Source organism: Mesorhizobium sp. WSM4807 (genome assembly GCF_055811615.1).
Genome location: NZ_JBVVQY010000005.1, coordinates 301,533 through 326,775, shown reverse-complemented (window position 1 = coordinate 326,775; position 25,243 = coordinate 301,533). Strand labels below are relative to the sequence as shown.

Genomic DNA, 25,243 nt, shown 5'->3' with positions numbered 1-25,243 from the left:
CACGGTTCTAGCCCCCGCATTTTTTCCATAATTTTACCCACACAACTGATATTGGCTGTGGCTGCGCGGGCGCCCGCCGCCCCCCCCCCCCCCCCCCCAAAAAAAAACCCCCCCCCCCCGGGGGGCGCGGGGGCCTTCCTGTCTTCAGATGCTGCTGCCGATCAGCTCTTCAACGCGGCATTGCACAGGCTGTAGAAGCCGCCACCCTTCTGGATCCACTTGAGGCCGCCCAGCGCATTGGCCTCCTTGTTGGCGAGATATTGGTCGCGGCAGGTGTGCATGCGGGCCTTGGCCGGGGATTCGCTGCTATACTTGGTGGAGACCGCCTTCGGAAACGTCACACCCTGGGGAGGGATGAGGGTCGGCGTTTCCGGGTGGCTGGTGAGGCTTGCCTGATCGGCCGCCGGCACGGTGTCATCGTCGGAAGCACCGGCGCCGCACTGGCTCATGCGGAAGTCGTTCCACTTCATGCCGTTCAGCGTATTGCTGGTCTTGGCCGCCTGATATTTGGCGCTGCAATCCGCTCTGCTGAGGCCGTTCCCGGCGTTGACAGTTGCCGCTGCCTTGGTCGTCGCCGCGGCGGCCGCATCGGTAGTTGCAGCGCTGGTGCTGTCCGCCTTGGCTGGCGTGGCGTCGGTTGCGGCGGCCTCGGTGCCGCATTCTGCCTTGCGGAACTGGTTCCAGTTCTGCCCGCCAAGTGTTCCGGCGTCCTTTGCCGCGTTATACTTGGTGCTGCATTCAGCCATGGTCAGCGCATTGGCGGGCGCCGCCAGGAATAAAGTCACGACGGCAAGACCCGTCAAAGTGGCAAGTCGATGGATGATCATGCGTCTTCTCCCTCAGGTGTTCACGTTATGTACCGCGCAAGCAATAGCACTCAACGGCTGGTTGCGCCAGAGGCTAAATGGCGTGAAAGCTGTCGGAAAGTGCATTATTTTCATGAGATCGTTGCCAGCTCCTGTTCGCCAGGCAATTTTCCCGGGCGCATTTGCACGGAAAACTTGTATAGGGCGGGCCAGAGTCAGGAACTGCCCACATGACGGGTCGTTCGGGTCGGCCAGTGCGGCGGACCTGAATGCCCGGTCCAGAGCAACACGACGTGTGGGTTCTGAATTCAATGCCTACTGATTGGCACATGAAAGAATCCGGATGCGGTCTGAAGTTCCTGAACGCTGCTGTCGCAACCAGGGCAGGAAACTCAATACATTAGCGTGACACAAAACACACAAACCAACAATTTTCTAAGGATTGGTGACATATAATCATGCATTGTGATGATAGGCTCGGGCCAATTTGTGGCATGACGTGCCGGATAAGAACCATCGGGAAGCTGGCTAGCATGGCAGGAAGTTATTTCGGTACGGACGGCATTCGCGGGCGCGCCAACAGGTTTCCAATGACGGCGGAGGTCGCCATGAGGGTCGGCATGGCCGCCGGTCTTTCGTTCCAGCGCGGCAACCATCGCCACCGCGTCGTGCTCGGCAAGGACACCAGACTTTCCGGCTACATGATCGAGAATGCGATGGTGTCGGGCCTGTGCGCCGCCGGCATGGACGTGTTCCTGCTCGGCCCGATTCCGACGCCCGCGGTCGCCATGCTGGTACGCTCGTTGCGCGCCGACATCGGCGTGATGATCTCGGCCTCGCACAATCCTTACTACGACAACGGCATCAAGCTGTTCGGCCCAGATGGTTACAAGCTCTCCGACGAGATCGAGGAGCGCATCGAGGGGATGCTCGACAAGGATATCGACCTGGCGCTCGCCGATTCGGACGGGCTCGGTCGCGCCAAGCGCGTCGACGGCGTCCATGACCGCTACATCGAATTCGCCAAGCGCACGCTGCCACGGTCGATGTCACTGTCGGGCCTCCGCATCGTCGTCGATTGCGCCAATGGCGCTGCCTACAAGGTGGCGCCCGAGGCGCTGTGGGAACTCGGCGCCGAGGTCGTCGCCATCAATGTCGAGCCCAACGGCTTCAACATCAACAAGGAATGCGGCTCGACCCATCCGGCCGGCCTGCAGAAGAAGGTGCACGAAGTGCGCGCCGATATCGGCATCGCGCTCGACGGCGATGCCGACCGCGTCGTCATCGTCGACGAGAACGGCGCGATCGTCGATGGCGACCAGATCATGGCGCTGATCGCCGAGTCCTGGCATCAGAGCGGACGGCTGGCCGGCGGCGGCGTCGTCTCGACGGTGATGTCCAATCTCGGCCTCGAACGCTTCCTCGGCGACATGAACCTGCAGTTGCACCGCACCAAGGTCGGCGACCGCTATGTCGTCGAGCACATGCGTGCGCACGGCCTGAATGTCGGCGGCGAACAGTCGGGCCACATCGTGCTGTCCGATTTTTCCACGACCGGCGACGGCCTCGTCTCGGCGCTCCAGGTGCTGGCCTGCATCAAGCGGCAGAACCGGCCGGTCAGCGAACTGTCGAAGAAGTTTGCGCCGGTGCCGCAGCTGCTGAAGAACGTCCATATTTCCGGCGGCAAGCCGCTCGAGGAAGCCCCGGTCAAGGCGGCGATCGAAGATGCACGCCACCGGCTGGGCAAGGCCGGGCGCCTGGTCATCCGGCCATCCGGCACGGAACCACTTATTCGCGTCATGGCGGAAGGCGATGACCAGCAATTGGTCGAGGCCGTCGTCAACGACATTGTCGGGGTCATTTCGGAAACGCGCAGCGCCGCCTGATCCTGCAGCTTTGCCAGTTCGAAAGCCCGCCTCCCGGCGGGCTTTTTTATTGGGTTGCATTCCAATTAATCCAGGGAAATGACGCGAAATCCTGAAAGATCTAGAGATTCATGGTTAAGCGATAGGGTTAAACGCCTTTTAACTTTTCCAATTCATTATCCACGACTGAAGCCAATCAGATTCGGACGCGTTCGCTGTGCCGAGGGTTCTCAGGGGTGACAAGCATGTTGAATACAGCAAGAACGGCCCTCTTTGCCGCGCTGCTCGCGGGCGTGGCCGGACCAGTGTTCGCCGCCGACTTCGTCGAGCCGCCCGTGGTCGAGCCGGCCCCGCCGCTGCCGGTCTACGAGCAGCCGGTCGAATATGGCGGCTGGTACATTCGCGGCGATATCGACTATCACTGGTCGGAGTTTCGCGGCGGCGACTACATCACCTACGGGCCGGATCCAGGCACCGGCCGCTTTGACAGCGGCGAGCTGGACGGTGCCTTCTCGGCCGGTGCCGGCGTCGGTTACCAGATCAACCAGTATTTCCGCACCGACCTGACCGCGGACTGGATGAGCAAATCCGAATTCCGCGGCTCGACCACCGGCATCTGCCTCGATGGAGATCCCTGTACTTCGACCGACACCTCGTCCTATACCGCGCTGCTGCTGCTCGCCAACGCCTATGTCGATATCGGCACCTGGCACGGCATCACGCCCTATGTCGGCGCTGGCATTGGCGGCGCCTGGGTCAAGTGGGATAAGCTTCACAACACCATTGAAGACGGCGAATTCTCCCACAATGGCGGCAAGGGTTGGCGTTTTGCCTATGCCGCCATGGCGGGCGCATCCTACTGCCTGACCGATCGGGTCAAGCTCGATGTCGGCTACCGTTACAGCCGTATCGAAGGCGGTAAGATGTTCAACTTCGCCAGCAATGTCGGTCCTGGCCATGACGAGGGTATCAATGTGCACGAAGTGCGCGGCGGCCTGCGCTATCAGTTCGGCAACTCGGACTGCGCCCAGCCAACGCCGATCGCCTACGAACCCGAACCGGTCTACACCAAGTGATCGCTTCGAGAGCAGGTTTGCGGGCCGCCCGGCAAAAGCCGGGCGGTTTTTTTCGTTGTGGCGGGAACGCGCATCAAAATCAATTCGCTAACGCGCTGTTATCCTTAACCGCCACTTAACCACTATGGTTAACAATGCCCTGAAACGGCGCTCGCGGACGCGAAAGGCGCCAAGTTCGGGAGCCGGCTATCATGACAGTCAAATCGCGCGTAGCGCTGGCGCTTGCAGCAATCGCCCTAGTGCCGCTGCCTCAAGCGCTTGGCGCCGACTACGATCCGCCGATCTATGTCGACCAGGCGCCGGACTATGTGCCGGTCGAAGTCGGTTCGGGATGGTATCTACGCGGCGATGTCTCCTATCTGGTGCAGAAGAGCTTCGAGAATGAGGACTTCGCCTTCGCGCCAGCGAACTTCGACGACGAAGAAGATCGCATCTTCGCCAGCATCGGCTTCGGCTACCATTTCAACGACTATCTGCGCGCCGATCTCAATCTCGGCTATCTGCCCGGCAACGAGATCAGCGTCAGCTATGACAACGGAACGACCGTGGCATCGGCGGACCTGGAGAACTACGCGTTATCGGGCATGCTCAACGGCTATGTCGATCTTGGCACCTATGTCGGGATCACGCCCTATCTCGGCGCCGGTATCGGTATTGTCCAGACCAAGCGGCGCCTCTCGGCGGACTACTTCACCGACAACGCCGACCCCGCCGACGATTTCGTCCTGAATGACAACAAGACCCATTACTCTTTCGCCTATACGCTGAACGCCGGCCTTGCCTACCAAGTATCCAAGAACCTTTCAGTTGATCTGGGCTATCAATATTTTTCCGCACCCGACGCCGAATATGCCACCGCACAGGATTTGGATTCCTATCCGATCGACAAAGGGATCAGCAATCATCAGATCAAGGTCGGGCTCCGCTACGATCTCTGGTAGGCACGGCGAAAGCCTCGGAACGCCAGCGGCGGGCTTCGGTCCGCCGTTCTGTTTTCGGTGGGGATGCGACAGTATCCCGTCAGCGACAAAAACTTTCCTCTTGACGCCGGAAGCCTGAACGCATATCGCCGTCCGTGGGCCACCCCTCCCCAACGAGGGGCCACTATCTGGAAGGATAGACCACGATGACGACGCATACGAAGCCCGGACTGCGTCCGGCAAATCCCAATTTTTCCTCAGGTCCCTGTGCAAAGCGTCCCGGCTGGTCGGTCGAGGCGCTGGCCAATGCCGCGCTCGGACGCTCGCACCGCGCCAAGATCGGCAAAACCAAGCTCGAACAGGCGATCGAGCTGACGCGAGAGGTCCTCCAGATTCCCGCAGATTACCGCATCGGCATCGTGCCGGCGTCGGACACCGGCGCGGTCGAGATGGCGCTGTGGTCGCTGCTCGGCGAACGCGGCGTCGACATGGTCGCCTGGGAGAGTTTCGGTTCCGGCTGGGTCACCGATGTGGTCAAGCAGCTGAAGCTCGCCGACGTGCGCAGGATCGAAGCCGGCTACGGCGCGTTGCCGGACCTGACAAAAATCGACTTCAACCGCGATGTCGTCTTCACCTGGAACGGCACGACATCAGGCGTGCGTGCGCCGAACGGCGATTTCATCCCGGCCAGCCGCAAGGGCCTGACCATCTGCGACGCGACCTCGGCGGCCTTTGCGCAAAAGCTCGATTTCCAAAAGCTCGATGTCGTCACCTTCTCCTGGCAGAAGGTGCTGGGCGGCGAAGGTGCGCACGGCATGCTGATCCTCAGCCCGCGCGCCGTCGAGCGGCTGGAAAGCTACAAGCCGGCCTGGCCGCTGCCGAAAATCTTCCGCCTCACCTCGGGCGGCAAGCTCATCGAAGGCATTTTTAAGGGCGAGACCATCAACACCCCGTCGATGCTGTGCGTCGAGGACTATCTCGACGCGCTGCGTTGGGCTAAGTCGATCGGCGGGCTCGATGCGCTGATCGCCCGCGCCGACGCCAATGCCGCTGTTCTCGACGGCTTCGTCGGCAGATCCGCATGGCTCGCCCATCTGGCCACCGACCCGGCGACGCGGTCGAACACGTCCGTCTGTCTTTCCTTCACCGACCCGGATATCGCGGCACTCGACGCCGACGGACAGGCGGCCTTCGCCAGGGCAATTGTCTCGGATCTCGACAAGGAAGGCGTCGCCTACGACATCGGCGCCTATCGCGACGCGCCGCCCGGCCTGCGCATCTGGTGCGGGGCGACGGTCGAGACTTCCGATCTCGAAGCGCTGCTGCCGTGGCTCGACTGGGCCTTTGCCGCACAAAAGGCGTCGCTCAAGGCGGCCGCCTGACCCCTCCCCCTTGAGGGGAGGGTGGCCCGAAGGGCCGGTGGGGTTGCCTCCACCAACTCAACGGTCCGCCATCCAGAAAGAAAAGATTTCGGCGGCGTCCGGCCGCAACGACCCCACCCGGCGCTCGCGCCGACCCTCCCCTCAAGGGGGAGGGGCGCCAATCGCAAAGGACCAAGCCAATGCCCCGTGTTCTCGTCTCAGACAAACTCTCCACCACTGCCGTGGAGATCTTTAGGGATCGCGGCATCGACGTCGACTACCTGCCCGACCTCGGCAAGGACAAGGAAAAGCTGCTCGAAGTGATCGGCCAGTATGACGGCCTCGCCATCCGTTCGGCGACGAAAGTCACCGAGAAGCTGATCAACGCCGCCACCAAATTGAAGGTGGTCGGCCGCGCCGGCATCGGCGTCGACAATGTCGACATCCCGGCGGCGAGCCGCAAGGGCATCATCGTGATGAACACGCCCTTCGGCAATTCGATCACCACCGCAGAGCATGCCGTCGCCATGATCTTCGCGCTGGCCCGCCAGATACCGGAAGCCAATGCCTCGACCCATGCCGGCAAGTGGGAAAAGAACCGCTTCATGGGCATCGAGATCACCAGCAAGACGCTGGGCATCATCGGCTGCGGCAACATCGGCTCGATCGTGGCCACGCGCGGCGTCGGCCTGAAGATGCATGTCATCGCCTTCGACCCTTTCCTGTCGGACAGCCGTGCCGAGGAACTCGGCGTCGAGAAGGTCGAACTCGACGAGCTGTTCGCCCGCGCCGATTTCATCACCCTGCACACGCCACTGACCGACAAGACGCGCAACATCATCGACGCTGCGGCGATCGCCAAAATGAAGACCGGCGTGCGCATCATCAACTGCGCTCGTGGCGGGCTGATCGTCGAGGCCGACCTGATCGCGGCGCTGAAAAGCGGCAAGGTGGCAGGTGCCGGCATCGACGTGTTCGAGGTCGAACCGGCGGAGCAGAGCGAACTGTTCGGCATGGAGAATGTGGTGGCGACGCCGCACCTCGGTGCGTCGACGATGGAGGCGCAGGAGAATGTCGCCCTGCACGTCGCCGAGCAGATGGCCGACTATCTGATCAAGGGCGCCGTTTCCAACGCCATCAACATGCCGTCGATCACCGCCGAGGAGGCGCCGCGCCTAAAACCTTTCGTCAAGCTGGCCGAAGTGCTCGGCGCCTTTGTCGGCCAGGTCACAGAGGACCCGATCAAGGAGGTCGAGATCCTTTTCGACGGCTCGACCGCGACGATGAACACGCGCGCGCTGATCAGCGCCACCCTTGCCGGGCTGATCCGGCCGCAGGTCTCCGACGTCAACATGGTGTCGGCGCCGATCATGGTTAAGGAGCGTGGCATCATCGTCGCCGAGGTCAAGCGTGACAAATCCGGCGTGTTCGACGGTTACATCAAGCTCACGGTCAAGACCGAGCACAGGACGCGCTCGATCGCCGGCACCTGCTTCTCGGACGGCAAGCCGCGCTTCATCCAAATCAAAGGCATCAACCTAGACGCCGAGGTCGGCCAGCACATGCTTTACACGACAAATGCCGATGCGCCCGGCATCATCGGTCTGCTCGGCACGGTCTGCGGCGAGAACGGCGTCAACATCGCCAATTTCCAGCTCGGCCGCAACCGGCCTGGCGGCGATGCCATCGCGCTGCTCTATCTCGATGCTCCGTTTCCGGAAAACGTGCTGGAACAGGTGCGGGCGCACAAGTCGATCGATTCCGCCAAGCGGCTGCATTTCGATGTGGGCGGCGCCTAAAACATGCCCGCGCGCGCGCCGCGTGCTCTACAAGCACACGGGGCGTTTCGACAATAATGGCTGCGACGGGCTCTGGATTGCACCATTCTGATCCGATCCCGAACATTTGCCGGCTAAATCGCCAGCTTCCTTCCGCTGTATTCGGCGAGGCTGATGCCGCCGAGCACCAGCACGAGGGCCAGACCCTGATAGAGCTGGAATGTCTCACCGACGATCAGCACCGACAGCAGCGTACCGAAGATCGGCACCAGGTTGATGAACAGGCCGGCCCGGTTTGCGCCGATCAGTTCGTTGCCCCTGATATAGAAGATCTGCGAGACGACTGAGGCGCCGATCGCGGTGTAGAACGCTATCGCCCAGCCGCGCGCATCGGGGACGATGCCCTTGCCGGCGGCCACTTCCCACAGGAAGAAAGGCAGCGAGGTGACAAGTGCGGCAATCGACAGCGCCAGCATCAGGCTTTGCCAACGTATGGCCGGCTTCAACCGCAGCCCGACCGAGTAGAAACTGTAGCAAAGCACCGCGATCAGCATAATGGCGTCGCCGAAGTTGAGATCCAGCTTGAGAAGCTGGCGCAGATCGCCATGGCTGGCGGTCAGGGCGACACCGATGATCGTCAGCACGACGCCGGCGATCTGCACCTGGTTCACACGCAGGCGAAACAGCACGAAATTGGCTAGGATGATCACGATCGGGATCGCCGCCTGCTCGATCGAGACGTTGATCGCCGTCGTGTAATTGAGCGCCGTGTAGAAGATCGCGTTGAAGAAGGTGAAGCCGCAGGCGCCGAGCCCGCCAAGCAGCAACCAATGCCGGCGCACCACCGGCCAATCCTCGCGCAGCGTTCGCCAGCCGATCGGCAGCATGATCAGAACGGCCAGAACCCAGCGCAGGAAGACCAGCGTCATCGGCGAAATGTGGTCGACCGCCAGCTTGCCGGCCACGGAGTTGCCGCCCCACAGCAAGGTGGTGAACAGCAAGAACAGATAGGCGGTTCGATGCATCGCGAAATTCCAGCCGGGGGAGGGGCAGGCGGAGGGTCTATGCCGACCTATTGTGGTGGTTCGCCCAAGTAAATGATGTCAAAGGCGAAAATTGTTGTGCCTGAGGGCGCTTTCGGCGGTAAAGAATGGTCGCGCTCGCCGGGTCTTGACGTTATAGAGCGACGTGCGTCCACTTGGACGGACAAAGTACGCGTCTCAAGGCTTGAATGTCCGCATCGTGCTTTCCGGAAATCGATTCCGATTTTCGGGCCTATGCGATAGAAGCCTGTGTCGTTTCGAACCATTTCAAGCCGCTCCGAACGGCGCCTCAAGGGAAAAGAAACATGGCCAACGTGGTGGTCGTCGGCTCGCAATGGGGCGACGAGGGCAAAGGCAAGATCGTTGACTGGCTGTCGGAACGCGCCGACGTCGTCGTGCGCTTCCAGGGCGGCCACAATGCCGGCCATACGCTGGTCGTCGACGGCAAGGTCTACAAGCTGTCGCTGCTGCCGTCCGGCGTGGTGCGACAAGGCAAGCTGTCCATCATCGGCAATGGCGTCGTCTTCGACCCGCACGCCTTCGTCGCGGAAGTGGCGAAATTGAAGGCGCAAGGTGTCGAGGTGACGCCCGAGCGCCTGAAAATAGCCGAAAACACCGCGCTTATCCTGTCCTTGCACCGGGAACTGGACGGATTCCGCGAAGACGCCGCCTCCAATTCCGGAACGAAGATCGGCACGACCCGTCGCGGCATTGGCCCCGCGTATGAGGATAAGGTGGGCCGGCGCGCGGTCAGGGTGATGGACTTGGCGGATTTGGAAACGCTGCCCGAGAAGGTCGACAGGCTGCTGACGCATCACAATGCCCTGCGCCGTGGGCTCGGCCATGCCGAGGTCACGCATGACGCCATCATGAGTGAGCTGATTTCGGTCGCCGACGAGATCCTGCCCTATATGGACCGCGTCTGGAAGATCCTCGACGACAAGCGCCGCGCCGGCGAACGCATCCTGTTCGAGGGCGCGCAAGGCACGCTGCTCGACATCGACCACGGCACTTATCCGTTCGTCACCTCGTCCAACACGGTCGCCGGTCAAGCGGCCGCCGGATCCGGTGTCGGCCCGGGTGCCATCGGTTATGTGCTCGGCATCACCAAGGCCTATACGACGCGTGTCGGCGAAGGTCCGTTCCCGACCGAACAGAAGAACGAGATCGGCGAGTTCCTGGGCACGCGCGGCCACGAGTTCGGCGTCGTCACTGGCCGCAAGCGCCGCTGCGGCTGGTTCGATGCCGTGCTGGTCCGCCAGGCCGTCGCCGTCAACGGCATCAAGGGCATCGCCCTGACCAAGCTCGATGTGCTCGACGGGCTGGACGAGATCAAGGTCTGTACCGGCTACCGCCTCGATGGCGAGGCGATCGATTATCTGCCGGCCAGCCAAGGTGCGCAGGCGCGCGTCGAACCGGTCTACGAGACGCTGGAGGGCTGGAAAGGCACCACCGCCGGTGCCAGAAGCTGGAACGATCTGCCGGCACAGGCAGTCAAATATGTCCGTCACATCGAGGAGCTGATCGGCGCGCCGGTCGCACTCCTCTCCACCAGCCCTGAACGGGACGACACAATACTTGTGACCGATCCGTTTCAAGACTAGATTCTCAGCCGTTCCGGGCATCGCGGCCGATTTGCGGGGCCGGCCCAGAAACGAAATGCAGGTCGACTGAAGCATGGCAGATTTTGTTGGTGCTCTGAAAAAGACGCTCAATGGTCTCGGCGAGCCATCGCCGGAGGTACGCGCGAGGGTCTATGACAAGGCCCGTTCGACGATCGCGGACAAGCTGGCCAAGATCACACCGCCGCTGGCGCCTTCGGTCGTTGCCCAGCATAAGCGCACCCTGGAAGACGCCATCGCCAGCGTCGAGCGGGATTATACCAGGAGTGTGCCGGCGTCCGATCCGCTGTCGGAGCTGGAAGACATCTTCTCCTCCATCGACCGCAACAAGAACCAACCCAGCCATGTTCGGCAGCCGGCAAAGACCGAGCCGGCATGGCAGCCGGCAGAGAATGAGCCGGCATGGCAGCCGGTAAAGACTGAGCCGGCATGGCAGCCGGCGCCTGTCGCCAAAGCCGCGCCGAATTGGCAAAAACCGCCATCCGTTGCTTCTCCTCCAGAGCACACCGATGCGGTGCCTTCGGACGCGGGTCTTCCAGCGGAGGACGAGAAGAGCGATACCTTTAGAGACGATGTCTTTCCCAACGACGAAGAGCCGGCGCCGGACACCTTTCAGCGTCTGCGTCCTGCTGAGCGTAGGCGCAGCTATGGCGGGCTGATCGCCGCTGTCGTCGCTTTGCTCGTCGTCGCCGGCGGCGGCTATGGCATCTGGCTGAACAAGGACGCGTTCAGCAATATGCTAGGTCTCAACAGCACGACGGTCGCAACCATAGAGCCGCTAGTAAAGCCGACCCCGGCCGACCCGGCTACCGATGCCGCGGCAAGGCCTCCGGCAGCTGCGGCTCCAACGGATGCCGAGGGCACAAAGTTCACCCAGCGGCTGACGCCCGAGGGCGGTGAGGTCGATCCCGGCCCCGCTCCAGGACAAAGCGGTATCGGAGAGGGCGAATCCGTCGCAGCACTGACCACGCCGCCGCCGGCTGCACCTGCGCCTGCAGCGCCGGCCGGCGATACGCCAGCCACGACTGCGCCCGCCACGCCGGGTGCTGCCCCCGCAACGCCGCCTGCCGATGGCGCCACGCCGGCGCCGGCGGCGCCGACCGATAGCGCAGCCGCCCCGGCAGCGCCGGCCCCCGGTGCTGCGCCGGCCGCGCCGACAGCCGCGCCTGCGGAAACCGCGCTGGCGGTCGGCCAAAAGGCGATCTTCTACGAGGAGCGCACCAGCACCGCCCAAGGCTCGGCCGAGCCCGGCAGCATCGTCTGGTCGCTGGTACAGGAATCGCCCGGCGGCAATCTGCCGCCCGAGCCGGCAATCCGCGCCGAGGCGAGCATTCCGGGTAAGGACGTGCAGTTGCGCATGACCATCCGCCGCAACACCGACCAAACGCTGCCGGCCAGCCACATCATCGAGATGATTTTCCTGACGCCCGATGGTTTCGACGGCGGCGGCGTCGACAATATCCTGCGCGTCGCCATGAAGGGCTCTGAACAGGATGCCGGCAGCCCGCTGATCGGCATCCCGGCAAAAATCGCGGACGGCTTCTTCCTGGTCGCTCTCAACGATACCAAGGCGGACGAAGACGCCAATCTGACCCTGCTCCGGGGCCAGAACTGGATCGACGTGCCGGTGGTCTACAAGACCGGGCGGCGGGCGCTGCTCACCATGGAAAAGGGCATTCCCGGCGAGAAGGTGTTCGACGAAGCGCTGAAGGCCTGGCAAACAAAGACGGCGGGCTGAGGCCGGCTAACCAGCCTCAACGTTCCCTTGGCTCAGAAGCCCTGGAACAGCATGTCGACTGCGGCCACGATGTCGTCGTGTCGGCTGGAAAGATTTCCTTCGGCGGCACGCAATTCAGAAGCCATCAAGGCTGACATGAATTGAGTGACCATGACATGGTCACTGCCGTTGATCGTGAAGGTGGGGTTTAGCCGGCGCCCCGGCACCGGGGCCATGTTGGGCGGCATCAACGGGATGACAATCCTTGTGTTTAGACCTTCAAGAAGATCAGCCTGAACGTCGAGCAGATAGCCGTCGCCTTCAGCTCTCCGGTAGAAATCGTAACGCGCCATCAAAACGGCCGGTACTTGGCCAGTGGCAGTCCGTTGCGCCTGACATAGTCGTTAGAGCTCTCGATCGCCTCCCTGTTTTCCTCCTGCCACCGGCGCGTTTTTTCGGCTGAAATCGCCTTGGCGATACCCTCCTCGGCGGCGCGAGATATATTAATACCGAGCGCCTTGGCGTCCTCGATCAATCTGGAGTCGATCGAGGTATTGACCGATTTTCGTTGGGCTTTTGGAGTCGATTGAAGCATGGAGCAGCTCCCATTCATGCGCATAAGATAGGCGCACGAAAGCACGCATGCAATGCCTACCCCTCCATCTCCTCGCGCAACATTTCAAGTTCCAGCCATTCCTCCTCGAGCGCTGCCAGCGTGGCGCGCTCCTTGTCGAGGGCGGCGATGGTCTTCTGGAACGAGGCCGGATCGCGCTCGTAATAGGCCGGGTCGGCGATGTTGTCCTCCAGCCGTGATATCGAGGCGGTCACCGCCTCGATCTTCTTCGGCAGCGATTCCAGCGCGAATTTTTGCTTGAACGACAGTTTTTTTGCCGAGCCCTTCGGCGCAGCTGCTTCGCTCCTGCCTACCGCCACCACTTCGCTGGTCTCGGCCTTTGGCCGTGCCTTGCGGTCGTCCAGCTTGGTGCCGCCGCGCTGCGCCAGCATGTCGGAATAGCCGCCGGCATATTCGATCCAGCGGCCACCGCCGTCCGGCGCGACCAGGCTGGTCACGGTGCGGTCGAGGAAATCGCGGTCGTGGCTGACGAGGATCACCGTACCGGCAAAACCGGCGACCAGTTCCTGCAGCAATTCCAGCGTCTCCATGTCGAGGTCGTTGGTCGGCTCATCGAGCACCAGCAGGTTCGCCGGCCGCGCCAGCACGCGGGCGAGCAGCAGCCGCGCCCGCTCGCCGCCCGAAAGCTCGCGCACCGGCGTGCGCGCCTGTTCCGGTTTGAACAGGAAATCCTTCATGTAGGAGACGACGTGGCGCTGCTCGCCATTGATGACGAGGTTCTCGCCGCGCCCGTCGGTGAGGTATTGCGCCAGTGTCTCTTGCGGATCGACCGCGTCGCGTTTCTGGTCGAGCGTGGCGATCTCCAGATTGGTGCCGAGCCGCACCGTGCCTGAGTCCGGCTTCAATTCGCCGGTCAGCATCTTCAGCAGTGTCGTCTTGCCGGCACCGTTCGGGCCGACCAGGCCGACGCGGTCGCCGCGCTGGATGCGGGTCGAGAAGCCCTTGACCACAGAGAGGTCGCCAAAGCTCTTCTCGATGGTCTTGGCCTCGATCACCAGCTTGCCGGATTCGGCGGCGTCGCTGGCCACCATGGTCGCCGCACCCTCGGCGCCGCGATGGCCACGAAAGCGCTGGCGCATGGTCTGCAGTTCGCCGAGCCGGCGCATGTTGCGCTTGCGCCTTGCAGTCACGCCGTAGCGCAGCCAGTGCTCCTCGCGCACGATCTGGCGGCCAAGCTTGTGCTGCTCGCGTTCTTCTTCTTCCAGAACGGTGTCGCGCCATTCCTCGAAATGGCCAAAGCCCTTGTCCAGCGTGCGGGTCTGGCCGCGATCGAGCCAGACGGTGGCGCGCGACACGCGCTCGAGGAAGCGGCGGTCGTGCGAGATGACGATCAGCGCCGAAGAGGTGCGGGCGAGCTCCTCCTCCAGCCATTCGATGACCGACAGGTCGAGATGGTTGGTCGGCTCATCGAGGAGGAGAATGTCGGGCTCCGGCGCCATGACGCGGGCAAGGGCGGCACGGCGCGCCTCGCCGCCGGAGAGATCGTTCGGCCGCTCGTCGCCGGACAGGCCGAGATGCTCCATCAGATAGGTGGCGCGGTAGGGATCGTCGGCGGGTCCGAGCCCCGCCTCGACATAGGCGCGGACGCTGGCGAAACCATCCAAGTCGGGCATTTGCGGCAGGTAGCGCACTGTCGCCGAGGGCTGGCGGAACACCTCGCCGTCCTGCGGCTCTATCAATCCCGCAGCGATCTTGAGCAACGTCGACTTGCCCGAGCCGTTGCGGCCGACCAAAGCGATCTTGTCGCCCGCCGACGCCGTCAGTTCCGCCCCGTCGAGCAGCGGCGTGCCACCGAAGGTCAGTCTTATGCCGTCGAGATTGAGAAGTGGCGGCGCCATGTCAGCTTCCAGGTAAGGGGAATGGGTGGGCGAGCAACAGCGCGCGGCCACTGCCCAGCGCAATTTCCAGCCGGCCCTTGACCTCGTTGGAAATGGTCAGCGACGAACCGAACGCCATCTCGATATGGTTCAGCGGCCATTTGGCGCCGGTCACGGTCAGGCCGGTAAGGTCGGAAAAGCCGAGAATCGAAAACAGCGTGCCATCGGCGTAGTCGAAGCCGGCCTTTCCGCGAAGCAAGGGAGTGCCTTCCTGTGCGCCGCTGGTCAAAAGCACCTCCGTCCCTGCCTCGGCCAGTCGGACACTGAGCGCCAGGTGCAGGAAGGCGTGGTCGGTGCGCTTGCCGCCGAACGCGCCGGCGAGCACGAGACTGGTCGCGCCGCGTTCGAGCGCGGCGGCGATAGCCAGTTCGCCGTCGGTCTTGTCCTTTTCTGCCGGAAACACCTGGCGGGGCACGGCGGCCAGCTCGTCCGGCAAGTCCGCCGGCACCGAATCGAAGTCGCCGACCCAGAGTTCCGGCGTCAGGTTCAGCGTCCGGGCATGGCTCATGCCGGCGTCGGCGGCGATGACACGGGAGCCTTCGACCTGGCGGTCGAGCAGCGGCGTGCGGATTAGATCGCCGCCAAGCAGGATGGTGAATTTGCTCATATGCGTGGCCCTTACCAGCCCTGCTTGCCAAACGGAAGGCCGCGTTCCAGATGCCTGGCAAACTTCCGCTTGCGCCGCAACTGGGCCGGGCCTATGTGTCGAAACGCTCTAACGGGGTGCTGGACGCGATCTTCGCGAACCAGCTGAGAGGCGACCATGCCAACCCGCTGAACCTGATCCGGTTTGTACCGGCGGAGGGATTAGACGTTTCGGACAGCCCGACGCCTCAATTCCTTTCAACGCGAACGAAGGAGGCGCCGATGCGCACGTTTTTATACACTCTAGTTTCGGCAGTGCTGCTTGCGGTGACTGTTCCCGCCGGCATCGGGCCGGCATCCGCGCAGGAAAAACTCACGGTCTATACCTATGAGAGCTTCACCGCCGACTGGGGTCCAGGCCCCGCGGTGAAGAAGGCCTTCGAGGCCGAATGCGGCTGTACTCTCGAATTCGTCGCGGTCGCCGACGGCGTCGCCCTGCTCAACCGCGTCAAGCTGGAAGGGGCCGCGACCAAGGCCGACATCGTGCTCGGCCTCGACACCAATCTGACTGCGGAAGCCAAGGCCACCGGCCTGTTTTCGCCGCATGGTGCCGCCATCGATGTCAATGTGCCGGGCGGCTGGAGCGACGATGTTTTCGTGCCGTTCGACTATGGCTATTTCGCCGTCGTCTACGACACCGAAAAGCTGAAGACGCCGCCGAAGAGCCTGAAGGAATTGGTCGAGGGCAATGCCGATGAGAAGATCGTCATCCAGGATCCGCGCACCTCGACGCCCGGTCTCGGCTTGTTGTTGTGGGTGAGGTCGGTTTATGGTGACAAGGCGCCGGAAGCCTGGGCCAGGCTTAGGGCAAAGGTGCTCACCGTGACGCCGGGCTGGAGCGAGGCCTATGGCCTGTTCACCAAGGGTGAGGCGCCGATGGTGCTGTCCTATACCACGTCGCCGGCCTATCATATGGTCGCCGAAAACACCGAACGCTATCAGGCGGCGTCCTTCGAGGAGGGCGCGTATCTGCAAATCGAGGTTGCCGGCATCACCACGTCAGGCGCGAAGAACCCATTGGCGAAACAGTTCCTGACTTTCATGACCGGACCGAAATTCCAGGATGTCATCCCCGAGACCAACTGGATGTTCCCGGCCGGCAAGACCGACAAGCCGCTCAATCCGGCTTTCGACAAGCTCGTCAAGCCGACCAAGACTTTGCTTTTCAGCCCGGAAGTGGTCGCCGCCAACCGCAAGGCCTGGGTCGACGAATGGCTGTCGGTGATGAGCAAATAGGACTTAGATTTCTGCATGGTGTTCGCTCCACGCCACCCCCCTCTGTCCTGCCGGCCATCTCCCCCGCAAGGGGGGAGATCGATGTCACTTCCGCTTTCGCCAATCGAGGCGAGGGTGAAGCTGCCAATCTCCCTACTTGAGGGGGATGTCCGGCAGCACAGAGGGGGGTGGGCGGGAACTCGACCTCAACCATATTTTCTGCTTCGACGATCGTTGAACTAGGCAAGGCGGCATGCATACCGGATATCCTGCCGATCCCCGCGTCACCGCGGGCACCATCGCGCTTGCCGCTGTTGCGCTGCTGGTCGGCGGAGCGTTCGCCGGGCTCATCGTCGAAGGCGCCCGCGACCCGTCCGGCGCCATGTCGGCCTTCGATTCCTACCTCTTCCGCGTCGCCCGTTTCACGCTGTGGCAGGCTTTGCTGTCGACACTGCTTTCCGTCGTGCCGGCGCTGTTCGTTGCGCGGGCGCTGTCGCGGCACCCGCGCTTCTTTGGTCGCGGCCTGATCCTGCAGCTCTTCGCCGTGCCGCTTGCGCTGCCGGCCATCGTCGCCGCACTCGGCATTCTGGCTCTCTATGGCCGTGCCGGCTATTTCGCCGGCGTGCTCACCGCGATTGCCAGTCAGGGCTGGCCGGGCATATACGGCCTGTCCGGCATCCTCATCGCCCATGTCTTCTTCAATCTGCCGCTGGCCACGCGGCTGTTCCTTGAAGCGCTGACGACAGTGCCGGCCGACCAGTGGCGGTTGGCGAGCCAGCTCGGCATGGGCGCCAGACCCGCCTTCCGGCTGATTGAATGGCCGACGCTGCGTGCGGCGCTGCCGGGCGTCGCCGGGCTTGTCTTCATGCTCTGCATCACATCCTTTACCATCGTGCTCACGCTGGGCGGCGGGCCGCGTGCGACGACGTTGGAGGTCGCCATCTACCAGGCACTGCGTTTCGATTTCGATCCTGCCCGCGCGGTGACGCTGACACTGCTGCAGATCGCGCTGACCTTCGTCGTGGTGCTGGCATTGATGCGGCTTGGCGCCAACATCGTCGGCGACGCCAACCTGCCGGTGGCACCGCGCCGCTATCTTTCGGCCGGCCCGGCCGAGACCGTGCTGAATACAGCATTGATCGCTCTCGCATTGCTGTTCGTCGCCGGGCCGATGGCTGCCATGGTGACGTCAGGCCTTGGCGCCGATCTCGGCCGGCTGGCGGGCGAGATCGCGGTGCGGCAGGCGACGCTGACCAGCGCCGTGCTCGCCCTGCTGGCGGCGCTGCTTTCAGTGGCGCTGTCGCTGTCGCTCGTCATGGCACGACGGGCGCTGGCCTTGAGGCGTCGCGTCGGCGCCAGGACGCTGCTCGAATACGCCACCGATACCGGCGCCGGCTTCGTCCTCGTCGTGCCGCCCATCGTCATCGGCGCCGGCTGGTTCCTGCTCCTGCGTACTGTCAGCGACGTCTTTGCCATCGCCCCTGTCATGGTCGTCACCGTCAATGCGGTAATGGCGATGCCGTTTGCCATCCGCGCCATTCGCCCCGGCTATGATGCGGCGAGCGAACGCCACGAACGGCTCTGTTTGCTGCTTGGCATTTCGGGCTGGAACCGGTTCCGGCTGGTCGACTGGCCGTCGCTGCGGCGGCCGCTCGCCACCGGTTTCGCGTTCGCCATGGCTTTGTCGCTCGGCGATCTCGGCGTCATTGCCCTGTTCGGCAGCGACTCCCTGCAGACACTGCCTTACCTCTTGCTGGCGCGCATGGGCAGCTACCGCACGATGGACGCGGCAGGCCTGGCGTTGCTGCTCGGCCTGGTTTGTCTTGCGCTTGTCTTGGCCGCTGACTGGCTGGGGCAGGGAGAAAAATCATGATGCTCAACAGCGCGGAAAGCGGTACGGCTGTGCGGCTGGAAAAGGTCTCGTTCAGCTATCGCGAAGCGCCGTTTTTATTCGATGTCGAGTTCGCCGCCTCGAAGATCACCGCGATCATGGGGCCGAGCGGTTCGGGAAAATCGACGCTGCTCAATCTGGTGGCCGGCTTCGAGACGCCGCGATCGGGCCGCGTGCTGATCGGCGGCGCCGATGTCGGCGCCAAACCGCCGTCGGCGCGGCCAGTGTCGATGGTGTTCCAGGAAAACAATCTCTTTGCCCATCTTTCGGTCGAACGAAATGTCGGCCTTGGCCGCTCGCCGTCGCTCAGGCTGGCCGAGGGCGACCACGCTGCAATCGCCGGGGCGCTCAAGCGCGTCGGCCTTGCCGGCAAGCAACAGCGCCTGCCGCGCGAACTCTCCGGTGGCGAGCGGCAGCGCGTCGCGCTCGCCCGCGTCCTGGTGCGCGACCGGCCGGTGCTCTTGCTCGACGAACCGTTCGCCTCGCTCGGACCAGCCTTGCGCGACGACATGCTCGATCTGGTAGCCGGCGTCCATGCGGAGCGGCGCATGACGGTGCTGTTCGTCACGCATCAGCCGGAGGATGCCCACCGTATCGGCCAGGACATGGTGTTCCTGGACAATGGCACGGTTGCCGCAACCGGGACTGTCGCCGATTTTTTTACCAAGGCTGGACCGGAGGCCTTCCGGCGCTATATCGGTGCAGGTCCGTTTGGCGCGGGATCACGAGATGTTGCCCGGAAGCGGACATAATTTACGGCCAAACCGGCTTCAGGCGATGTGGTGCTTGCTTGCCATGGTCAAAGTAGTGTGACTAGGTCCTCCGATACTGGTCCGGCATAGGTTGTGATTTGCCACTACGGTGTGCCATGCGTGCTCATGGCCGCGAAGGACGCTGTGGCAGTTGATTGTGCGCATGATCCTTTCTGAAAATCGATGCCCGATTTTCGGGGCCATGTGCTGAGACCCGAAAGGAAGCTGTTCTGCCGACCGGCACCGACAGAGTGAGAAGGAAACCGCTGGCGCGCTTCCTCGCGCTGGCCGGCTTTGCCATGGCGCTGGCAAGCTGCCAGATGTTCACGCCGCCGGACGTTCAGGAATCCGGCTTCCAACCTTCCAGCAAACCGATCACGGTCGACAATGTCGCCGCCAACAGCAAGCTCGCCGAAATGGCGAAGGCGCAGCATCCGCGCATCCTGGCCACTTATGGCGGCGAGTATTCCGATCCCAAGCTCGAGCGCATGGTCGCCAAGGTCGTCGGCAGCCTGACCGTGGTGTCGGCCAACCCGAGCCAGACCTACCGCATCACCATCCTTAATTCGCCCAACGTCAATGCTTTCGCGCTGCCGGGCGGCTATCTCTACATCACGCGCGGCCTGTTGGCGCTGGCCAACGATTCGGCCGAGCTCGCCGCGGTCATCGCGCATGAGATGGGCCACGTCACTGCAAACCACGGCTTGCAGCGCCAGCAGCTCGAGGCTGAGGAGGGGTTTGCAACCAAGGTCGTCTCCGACGTGCTCGGCGACAGCCCGACCGCCAAGGCGGCACTGATCCGCGGCAAGCTGCGGCTTGCCCAGTTCTCGCGCAATCAGGAGCTTGAGGCCGATGGCATCGGCATCAAGTCGATCGGCGAGGCGGGCTTCGATCCCTTTGCCGCCGGCCGCTTCCTGCAGTCGATGTCGGCCTACACCGATTTCCGCTCGATCAGCGGCGCCACCGACGCCAGCCTCGACTTCCTGGCGACGCATCCTAACACGCCGCAGCGCATCGATCTGGCGCAGCGTCATGCCCGCCAGTTCGGCGCGCCTGGCGTCGGCACGCGCGACCGCGACGCCTTCCTCGCCGGCATAGACGGCCTGCTCTACGGCGACACGCCGGAGGAGGGCTATGTGCGTGGCGAAACCTTCCTACATCCAGGGCTCGGCGTGTCGCTCTCGGTGCCCGACGGCTTCATCATCGACAACTCGGCCGCAGCGGTGACGGCAACCGGCCCAGGCGACATAGCGATTCGCTTCGACGGCGTTTCGATCGACAAGAGCCGCTCACTGACCGACTACATCCGCAGCGGCTGGGTGGCCGGTCTCGACAAAAGCAGCGTGCGCCAGGAAACGATCAATGGCAACGAGGCGGCGACGGCGCATGCCAGCGCCGAGGGCTGGCAGTTCGACATCGCGGTGATCCGCGCCGGTGGCCAGGTCTACCGCCTGTTGACCGCTGCCCCTTCCACCAGCGCCTCGCTGGATGCCGTGGCGCGCTCGGTCAGCGGCTCCTTCCGTATCTTGAGCGCGGCCGAGAAAGCGGCGCTGAAGCCTCTGCATATCCGCGTTGTCACGGTGCGGCCCGGACAGACCATGGGTTCGCTCGCCGCGCAGATGGTCGGCGTCGACCGCAAGCTCGACCTGTTCAGGGTGCTCAATGCGATGTCGCCCGGTGCAGCCGTTTCGGCCGGCGACAAGGTCAAGATCATCACCGACAAATAAGAGTCAGGCGGCTGTCGCCAGAAACTCGGGGTTTTGCTTCACCAGCGCCACCTTGAGCTTTTCCATGGCGCGTGCCTCGATCTGGCGGACGCGTTCCTTGGAGATGCCGAGCGCCTCGCCGAGGGCTTCGAGCGTCGCGCCCTCGTCGCTCAGCCGGCGCTCCTCGATGATCCTGAGCTCGCGGGCATTGAGCGCGCCGAGCGCCGTTTTCAGCCAGACAGAACGGCGTTCGACATCGATCGTGTCGCCCACGACCTCGTCCGGCAAAGGATCGTCCGAAACCAGGAAATCCATTCGCTCGGTGGCGCCCGCATCGTCGGCGAGTGGCTGGTTGAGCGAGCTATCCGGTGCCGAAAGGCGGGAGTCCATCATCGCCACGTCAGCCTCGGAGACGCCGAGCGCGACCGACACCTCGCGATAGAGCGAGGTATTCGAGATCGGCTCGGCACCGTTCGCCAAGCGGGCGCGCAGGCGCCGCAAATTGAAGAACAACGCCTTTTGCGCCGAACTGGTGCCGCCACGCACGATCGACCAGTTGCGCAGGATATAGTCCTGCATCGAGGCGCGAATCCACCATGTCGCGTAGGTCGAAAACCGCACCTCGCGTTCCGGTTCGAAGCGGGCCGCCGCCTCCAGCAGGCCGACATGGCCTTCCTGAACCAGATCGCCGAGCGGCAGACCGTAGTGGCGGAATTTCGAGGCCATGGAAATGACCAGACGCATATGTGCCATGGCGATTTGGTGCAGCGCCTGCTGGTCGTTGTCTTCCTTCCAGCGCATCGCGAGAAGATGCTCTTCGTCGCGCTCAAGATAGGGGGCTTTCATCGCCGCGCGGACCATGGTTCGCCCTGCCATATCTTCCATCATGCCACGCTCCCTGTTCCGGGCGTTGCGGTGCGATCGCTCGAACCCTAAGCTGGCATCGTGGTTGAATTGGCGACGCCGCGCCCTACAACAGCCAAGAACGTGCCACGCGGGTGAATGGTTCCGCCACTGATGTCGCGTGGATTGCACTGCCGAAAGCTCGTTGCGGTGGTCGCTACGTGGTCGGTTGGCGCGACTCGATGTGGTTTTGAGAATTGGATTTCGAAAGCGTCTCATTTTTGAAATCTGGTTCCTTATTTCGCCAGCCTGCATCTGTCAGTTTCCGGCGCTCACAAATGCGGCGTACGCCGGCCAATGACGGGATCACAGAAAAATGAAATGGCTCAATTCGCTTATCGTCGCCGCAACACTGCAGGTACTGGCCGTCACATCAGGCCATGCCGGCGCCAATCTCGAGCAGATCAAGCAGGCCGGTGTCTTCAAGGTCGGCACGGAGGGTACCTATGCCCCCTTCACCTATCATGATGCCTCGGGCGCATTGGTCGGCTTCGATGTCGAGATCGCCAAGGCGATCGCCGAGCGCCTCGGCGTCAAGGCCGAATTCCTCGAAGGCAAATGGGATGGGCTGATCGCCGGCCTCGACGCCAAGCGCTATGACGCCGTCATCAACCAGGTCGGTATCACCGAGGAGCGCAAGGCCAAGTATGATTTCTCCGATCCCTATATCGCGTCCAAGGCGGTGCTGATCGTGCGCGGCGACAATACCGACATAAAGAGCTTTGCCGACCTCAAGGGCAAGAAGGCGGCGCAGTCGCTGACCTCGAATTTCGGCAAGCTCGCCGAAGCGAACGGCGCCGAACTCGTCGGCACCGATGGTTTCGACCAGTCGATCCAGCTGCTTCTTACCGGCCGTGCCGACGCCACCATCAACGACAGCCTGTCCTTCCTCGATTTCAAGAACCACAAGCCCGACGCCAATGTGAAGATCGCCGCGCAGGAAGAAAACGCCGACTATTCCGGCGTCCTCGTGCGCAAGGGCGATCCGGAACTGGTCGCCGCCATCAATCAGGCGCTGGCCGATATCAGGGCCGACGGCACCTACCAGAAGATCGCCGACACCTATTTCGGCCAGGACGTTTCGAAGTAAGCGCATTTCACGGAGCGGGCCGGTTGTTGGCCCCCATGGCAGGTATCGCGGCGAGCTGTCTTTGACGGCCGCCGCTTTTCGCGTGATATGACGGCCGTATGATCGCGCTTCGATGCTGCCGGGGCGGTTTTGGGCGGCAATCTCGCAAGGAGGGTTTTCGTGCCGCACTGGCTGCAACTGACGCTGGACTCGTTGCCCACGCTGCTATGGGCCGCGCTGATCTTCACCGTGCCGCTAACGCTGCTGTCGTTCGCATTCGGTCTCTTCGTAGGACTGGTTGCGGCGCTCGTCCGGCTGTTCGGCCCGAAGCCGCTGGTCGCCGTGGTCCGCTTCTACGTCTGGATCTTCCGTGGCACGCCGCTTCTGGTGCAACTCTTCCTGATCTTCTACGGCCTGCCCTCGGTCGGCATCCTGCTCGACGCTTTTTCAGCTGCGTTGATCGGCTTCACGCTCAACATCGGCGCCTATACGTCGGAGATCATCCGTGCCGTCATAGGCTCGGTGCCGAAGGGGCAGTGGGAGGCGGCCTATTCGATCGGCATGACCTGGGGCCAGGCGATGCGGCGCACGATTCTTCCACAAGCAGGCCGCGTCGCGGTGCCGCCGCTGTCAAACACCTTCATCTCGCTGGTCAAGGATACATCGCTGGCCGCCGCCATCACCGTGCCGGAGATGTTCCAGGCGGCGCAGCGCATCGTCGCCACCACCTATGAGCCGCTGATCCTCTATGTCGAGGCGGCGGCTCTCTATCTGGCGCTGAGCTCGGTGCTGTCGGCGTTGCAGACGCGCTTGGAAAAGCGGCTCAACCGCTATGGCGGCTTCCTGGAGGCGCGCTCATGATCGGTCTCACCGACATCGAGAAGCGCTTCGGCGACAACCTAGTGCTGAAGGGCGTGACGGTCACCATCGAGGAAGGCAGCGTCACCGCCCTTGTCGGTCCCTCGGGCGGCGGGAAAAGCACGCTTCTGCGCTGCATCAACCTGCTCGAGATCCCGACTTCGGGCACGGTGCGCATCGGCGACGACGCGCTCGAATTCCATCCCGGCGGCAAGGTTTCCGGCAGGGCCATCCAGCGCCTGCGGCTGCAGACCGGCATGGTGTTCCAGAATTTCCAGCTGTTTCCGCACCGCACGGCAATCGAAAATGTCATGGAGGGGCTGGTGACGGTGCTGAAATGGCCGGTCGGGCGAGCGCGCGAGCGGGCGCTCGCTCTGCTCGAAAAGGTCGGCATGGCGCACAAGGCCGATGCCTGGCCGGCGACCCTGTCAGGCGGCCAGCAGCAACGCGTGGCGATTGCCCGGGCGCTGGCGCCATCGCCGAAAGTGCTGCTGTGCGACGAGCCGACCTCGGCGCTCGATCCGGAACTGGCTCAGGAGGTGGTCGACGTGCTCAGCCAGCTCGCTCGTGAGGGCACCACCATGGTGATGGCGACGCATGATTTGCGCCTCGCTTCGAAGATCGCGCAGGAAGTGGTGTTCCTCGACGCCGGCGCCATCATCGAGAAAGGCCCCGCCGCTGTTCTGTTCAGCAATCCGGAGCGGCAGCGAACCAAGCGGTTCATCGCGACGCTGAAGCAGGAGGCGGAGAAGGAAGGCGGCGGCGAAGGTTAATGCATGTCGCCCAAACTGCGTAGCGGTTTTGGGATAACGACATGCATAATAAGAAAAAACCGGGCGCGAGGCCGAGTTCTTCCAAATTCGAAGGCGAGATGCGCTCAGGCTGCTTCTTCCTGCTCGGCTTCTTCGTTGTCGGCCTTGGCGCCGCGCTTCGGACCCTTGTTGAGATTCACCTCGATGAGGCGCACCGCTTCGGTTTCCGACATGCGGTTGACGGCCGCGATCTCGCGCGCCATGCGGTCGAGTGCCGCCTCATAAAGCTGGCGCTCTGAATAGGACTGCTCCGGCTGGTTGTCGGCGCGGTAGAGGTCGCGCACCACTTCGGAGATCGAGATCAGGTCGCCGGAATTGATCTTCGCATCATATTCCTGGGCGCGGCGCGACCACATGGTGCGCTTGACGCGGGCGCGGCCCTGCACGACCTTCAGCGCGCGATCGACATAATCCTCTTCCGACAGCTTGCGCATGCCGATGGAGGTCGCCTTGGCAACCGGCACTTTCAGACGCATCTTGTCCTTCTGGAAGTCGATGACGAACAATTCCAGCTTGTGGCCCGCAACTTCCTGCTCATCGATCGAGACGATCTGGCCGACGCCATGCGCCGGATAGACGATGTACTCGCCGGTCTTAAAACCGTGACGCGCTGCGCTGGACTTCTTCTGCGGGGTGATTGTTGCCATTACGCCATGAACTCCTTGGTGTGGTACCGGCACTCTGCCGGCCGAA

22 protein-coding genes and 1 riboswitch are annotated in these 25,243 nt (G+C 63.1%); of the genes, 14 read left to right on the top strand and 8 right to left on the bottom strand.

Annotated features, from left to right (window positions below; all coding sequences use genetic code 11):
• Window positions 1-161: 161 nt before the first annotated feature.
• A complete protein-coding gene (locus tag AC0L3N_RS09455) occupies window positions 162-827 on the bottom strand; it encodes a hypothetical protein (protein WP_473547263.1) in 666 nt (221 codons plus the stop codon).
• Between the two features lie 512 nt (window positions 828-1,339).
• On the opposite strand from AC0L3N_RS09455, the gene glmM reads away from it, so the two are divergent.
• The 5 genes from glmM to serA all read left to right on the top strand — a co-directional run bounded on the left by glmM (window position 1,340) and on the right by serA (window position 7,827).
• Complete coding sequence (gene glmM, locus AC0L3N_RS09450) at window positions 1,340-2,692, top strand: phosphoglucosamine mutase (protein ID WP_123150287.1); 1,353 nt, start codon at window positions 1,340-1,342, stop codon at window positions 2,690-2,692.
• Window positions 2,693-2,916: 224 nt separating this feature from the next.
• A complete protein-coding gene (locus AC0L3N_RS09445) occupies window positions 2,917-3,747 on the top strand; it encodes an outer membrane protein (protein ID WP_473547261.1) in 831 nt (276 codons plus the stop codon).
• 191 nt (window positions 3,748-3,938) lie between these two features.
• Entirely contained in the window at window positions 3,939-4,688 is a 750-nt protein-coding gene (locus tag AC0L3N_RS09440; protein WP_473547259.1) for an outer membrane protein, read from the top strand.
• A gap of 185 nt (window positions 4,689-4,873) precedes the next feature.
• Window positions 4,874-6,049, top strand: a complete 1,176-nt coding sequence (locus tag AC0L3N_RS09435; protein WP_473547257.1) for a phosphoserine transaminase — start codon at window positions 4,874-4,876, stop codon at window positions 6,047-6,049.
• A gap of 179 nt (window positions 6,050-6,228) precedes the next feature.
• Entirely contained in the window at window positions 6,229-7,827 is a 1,599-nt protein-coding gene (serA, locus tag AC0L3N_RS09430; protein WP_473547256.1) for a phosphoglycerate dehydrogenase, read from the top strand.
• 113 nt (window positions 7,828-7,940) lie between these two features.
• Here serA and AC0L3N_RS09425 read toward each other — a convergent pair whose 3' ends face one another.
• Window positions 7,941-8,831, bottom strand: a complete 891-nt coding sequence (locus tag AC0L3N_RS09425) for a DMT family transporter (RefSeq protein ID WP_473547254.1) — start codon at window positions 8,829-8,831, stop codon at window positions 7,941-7,943.
• A gap of 323 nt (window positions 8,832-9,154) precedes the next feature.
• Between AC0L3N_RS09425 and AC0L3N_RS09420 the strand changes: the two genes are divergently transcribed.
• Window positions 9,155-10,453 carry an adenylosuccinate synthase gene (locus tag AC0L3N_RS09420; protein ID WP_473547252.1) on the top strand — a complete coding sequence of 433 codons (1,299 nt, stop codon included), beginning with the start codon at window positions 9,155-9,157 and terminating at the stop codon, window positions 10,451-10,453.
• A 73-nt stretch (window positions 10,454-10,526) separates the two neighbouring features.
• Entirely contained in the window at window positions 10,527-12,209 is a 1,683-nt protein-coding gene (locus AC0L3N_RS09415) for a hypothetical protein (protein WP_473547250.1), read from the top strand.
• Window positions 12,210-12,241: 32 nt separating this feature from the next.
• Here the strand turns inward: AC0L3N_RS09415 and AC0L3N_RS09410 are convergent, their stop codons facing one another.
• Genes AC0L3N_RS09410 through AC0L3N_RS09395 form a run of 4 tightly spaced genes read right to left on the bottom strand, consistent with a single transcriptional unit; the run spans window position 12,242 to window position 15,306 of the window.
• Complete coding sequence (locus AC0L3N_RS09410; protein ID WP_473547248.1) at window positions 12,242-12,541, bottom strand: CcdB family protein; 300 nt, start codon at window positions 12,539-12,541, stop codon at window positions 12,242-12,244.
• On the bottom strand, window positions 12,541-12,783 hold the full coding sequence (locus AC0L3N_RS09405; RefSeq protein ID WP_123150288.1) for a type II toxin-antitoxin system CcdA family antitoxin: 243 nt from the start codon (window positions 12,781-12,783) through the stop codon (window positions 12,541-12,543). Before AC0L3N_RS09405 ends, AC0L3N_RS09410 begins: the two co-directional genes overlap by 1 nt.
• Window positions 12,784-12,839: 56 nt before the next feature.
• Complete coding sequence (locus tag AC0L3N_RS09400) at window positions 12,840-14,660, bottom strand: ABC-F family ATP-binding cassette domain-containing protein (protein WP_473547246.1); 1,821 nt, start codon at window positions 14,658-14,660, stop codon at window positions 12,840-12,842.
• A gap of 1 nt (window position 14,661) precedes the next feature.
• Window positions 14,662-15,306 carry a thiamine diphosphokinase gene (locus AC0L3N_RS09395; RefSeq protein ID WP_473547245.1) on the bottom strand — a complete coding sequence of 215 codons (645 nt, stop codon included), beginning with the start codon at window positions 15,304-15,306 and terminating at the stop codon, window positions 14,662-14,664.
• Window positions 15,307-15,408: 102 nt separating this feature from the next.
• A riboswitch (TPP riboswitch) is annotated at window positions 15,409-15,523 on the top strand.
• A 43-nt stretch (window positions 15,524-15,566) separates the two neighbouring features.
• Between AC0L3N_RS09395 and thiB the strand changes: the two genes are divergently transcribed.
• The 4 genes from thiB (at window position 15,567) to AC0L3N_RS09375 (ending at window position 20,929) form a co-directional block, all read left to right on the top strand.
• The gene (gene thiB, locus AC0L3N_RS09390; protein WP_473547243.1) at window positions 15,567-16,580 is read left to right on the top strand and encodes a thiamine ABC transporter substrate binding subunit; all 1,014 of its coding nucleotides are present in this window, start codon (window positions 15,567-15,569) and stop codon (window positions 16,578-16,580) included.
• Window positions 16,581-16,812: 232 nt separating this feature from the next.
• On the top strand, window positions 16,813-18,432 hold the full coding sequence (gene thiP, locus AC0L3N_RS09385) for a thiamine/thiamine pyrophosphate ABC transporter permease (RefSeq protein WP_473547241.1): 1,620 nt from the start codon (window positions 16,813-16,815) through the stop codon (window positions 18,430-18,432).
• Window positions 18,432-19,202, top strand: a complete 771-nt coding sequence (thiQ, locus tag AC0L3N_RS09380) for a thiamine ABC transporter ATP-binding protein (protein ID WP_473486387.1) — start codon at window positions 18,432-18,434, stop codon at window positions 19,200-19,202. Before thiP ends, thiQ begins: the two co-directional genes overlap by 1 nt.
• A gap of 299 nt (window positions 19,203-19,501) precedes the next feature.
• Complete coding sequence (locus AC0L3N_RS09375) at window positions 19,502-20,929, top strand: M48 family metalloprotease (RefSeq protein ID WP_473547288.1); 1,428 nt, start codon at window positions 19,502-19,504, stop codon at window positions 20,927-20,929.
• A gap of 3 nt (window positions 20,930-20,932) precedes the next feature.
• Here AC0L3N_RS09375 and AC0L3N_RS09370 read toward each other — a convergent pair whose 3' ends face one another.
• Window positions 20,933-21,796, bottom strand: coding sequence for an RNA polymerase factor sigma-32 (locus AC0L3N_RS09370; protein WP_123150152.1), 864 nt, complete (start codon window positions 21,794-21,796; stop codon window positions 20,933-20,935).
• 331 nt (window positions 21,797-22,127) lie between these two features.
• Between AC0L3N_RS09370 and AC0L3N_RS09365 the strand changes: the two genes are divergently transcribed.
• From AC0L3N_RS09365 to AC0L3N_RS09355, 3 genes are all read left to right on the top strand, one after another.
• Window positions 22,128-22,901 (top strand): amino acid ABC transporter substrate-binding protein, encoded by a 774-nt coding sequence (locus AC0L3N_RS09365; protein ID WP_123150153.1) that lies wholly within the window; start codon window positions 22,128-22,130, stop codon window positions 22,899-22,901.
• A gap of 159 nt (window positions 22,902-23,060) precedes the next feature.
• A complete protein-coding gene (locus AC0L3N_RS09360) occupies window positions 23,061-23,741 on the top strand; it encodes an ABC transporter permease subunit (protein ID WP_123150289.1) in 681 nt (226 codons plus the stop codon).
• Window positions 23,738-24,511 carry an amino acid ABC transporter ATP-binding protein gene (locus tag AC0L3N_RS09355; RefSeq protein WP_473547238.1) on the top strand — a complete coding sequence of 258 codons (774 nt, stop codon included), beginning with the start codon at window positions 23,738-23,740 and terminating at the stop codon, window positions 24,509-24,511. The genes AC0L3N_RS09360 and AC0L3N_RS09355 overlap by 4 nt, the downstream gene beginning before the upstream one ends.
• 104 nt (window positions 24,512-24,615) lie before the next feature.
• Here the strand turns inward: AC0L3N_RS09355 and AC0L3N_RS09350 are convergent, their stop codons facing one another.
• Window positions 24,616-25,197: a CarD family transcriptional regulator gene (locus AC0L3N_RS09350; protein WP_027152934.1), complete on the bottom strand. Its 582-nt coding sequence runs from the start codon at window positions 25,195-25,197 to the stop codon at window positions 24,616-24,618.
• Window positions 25,198-25,243: the final 46 nt, after the last annotated feature.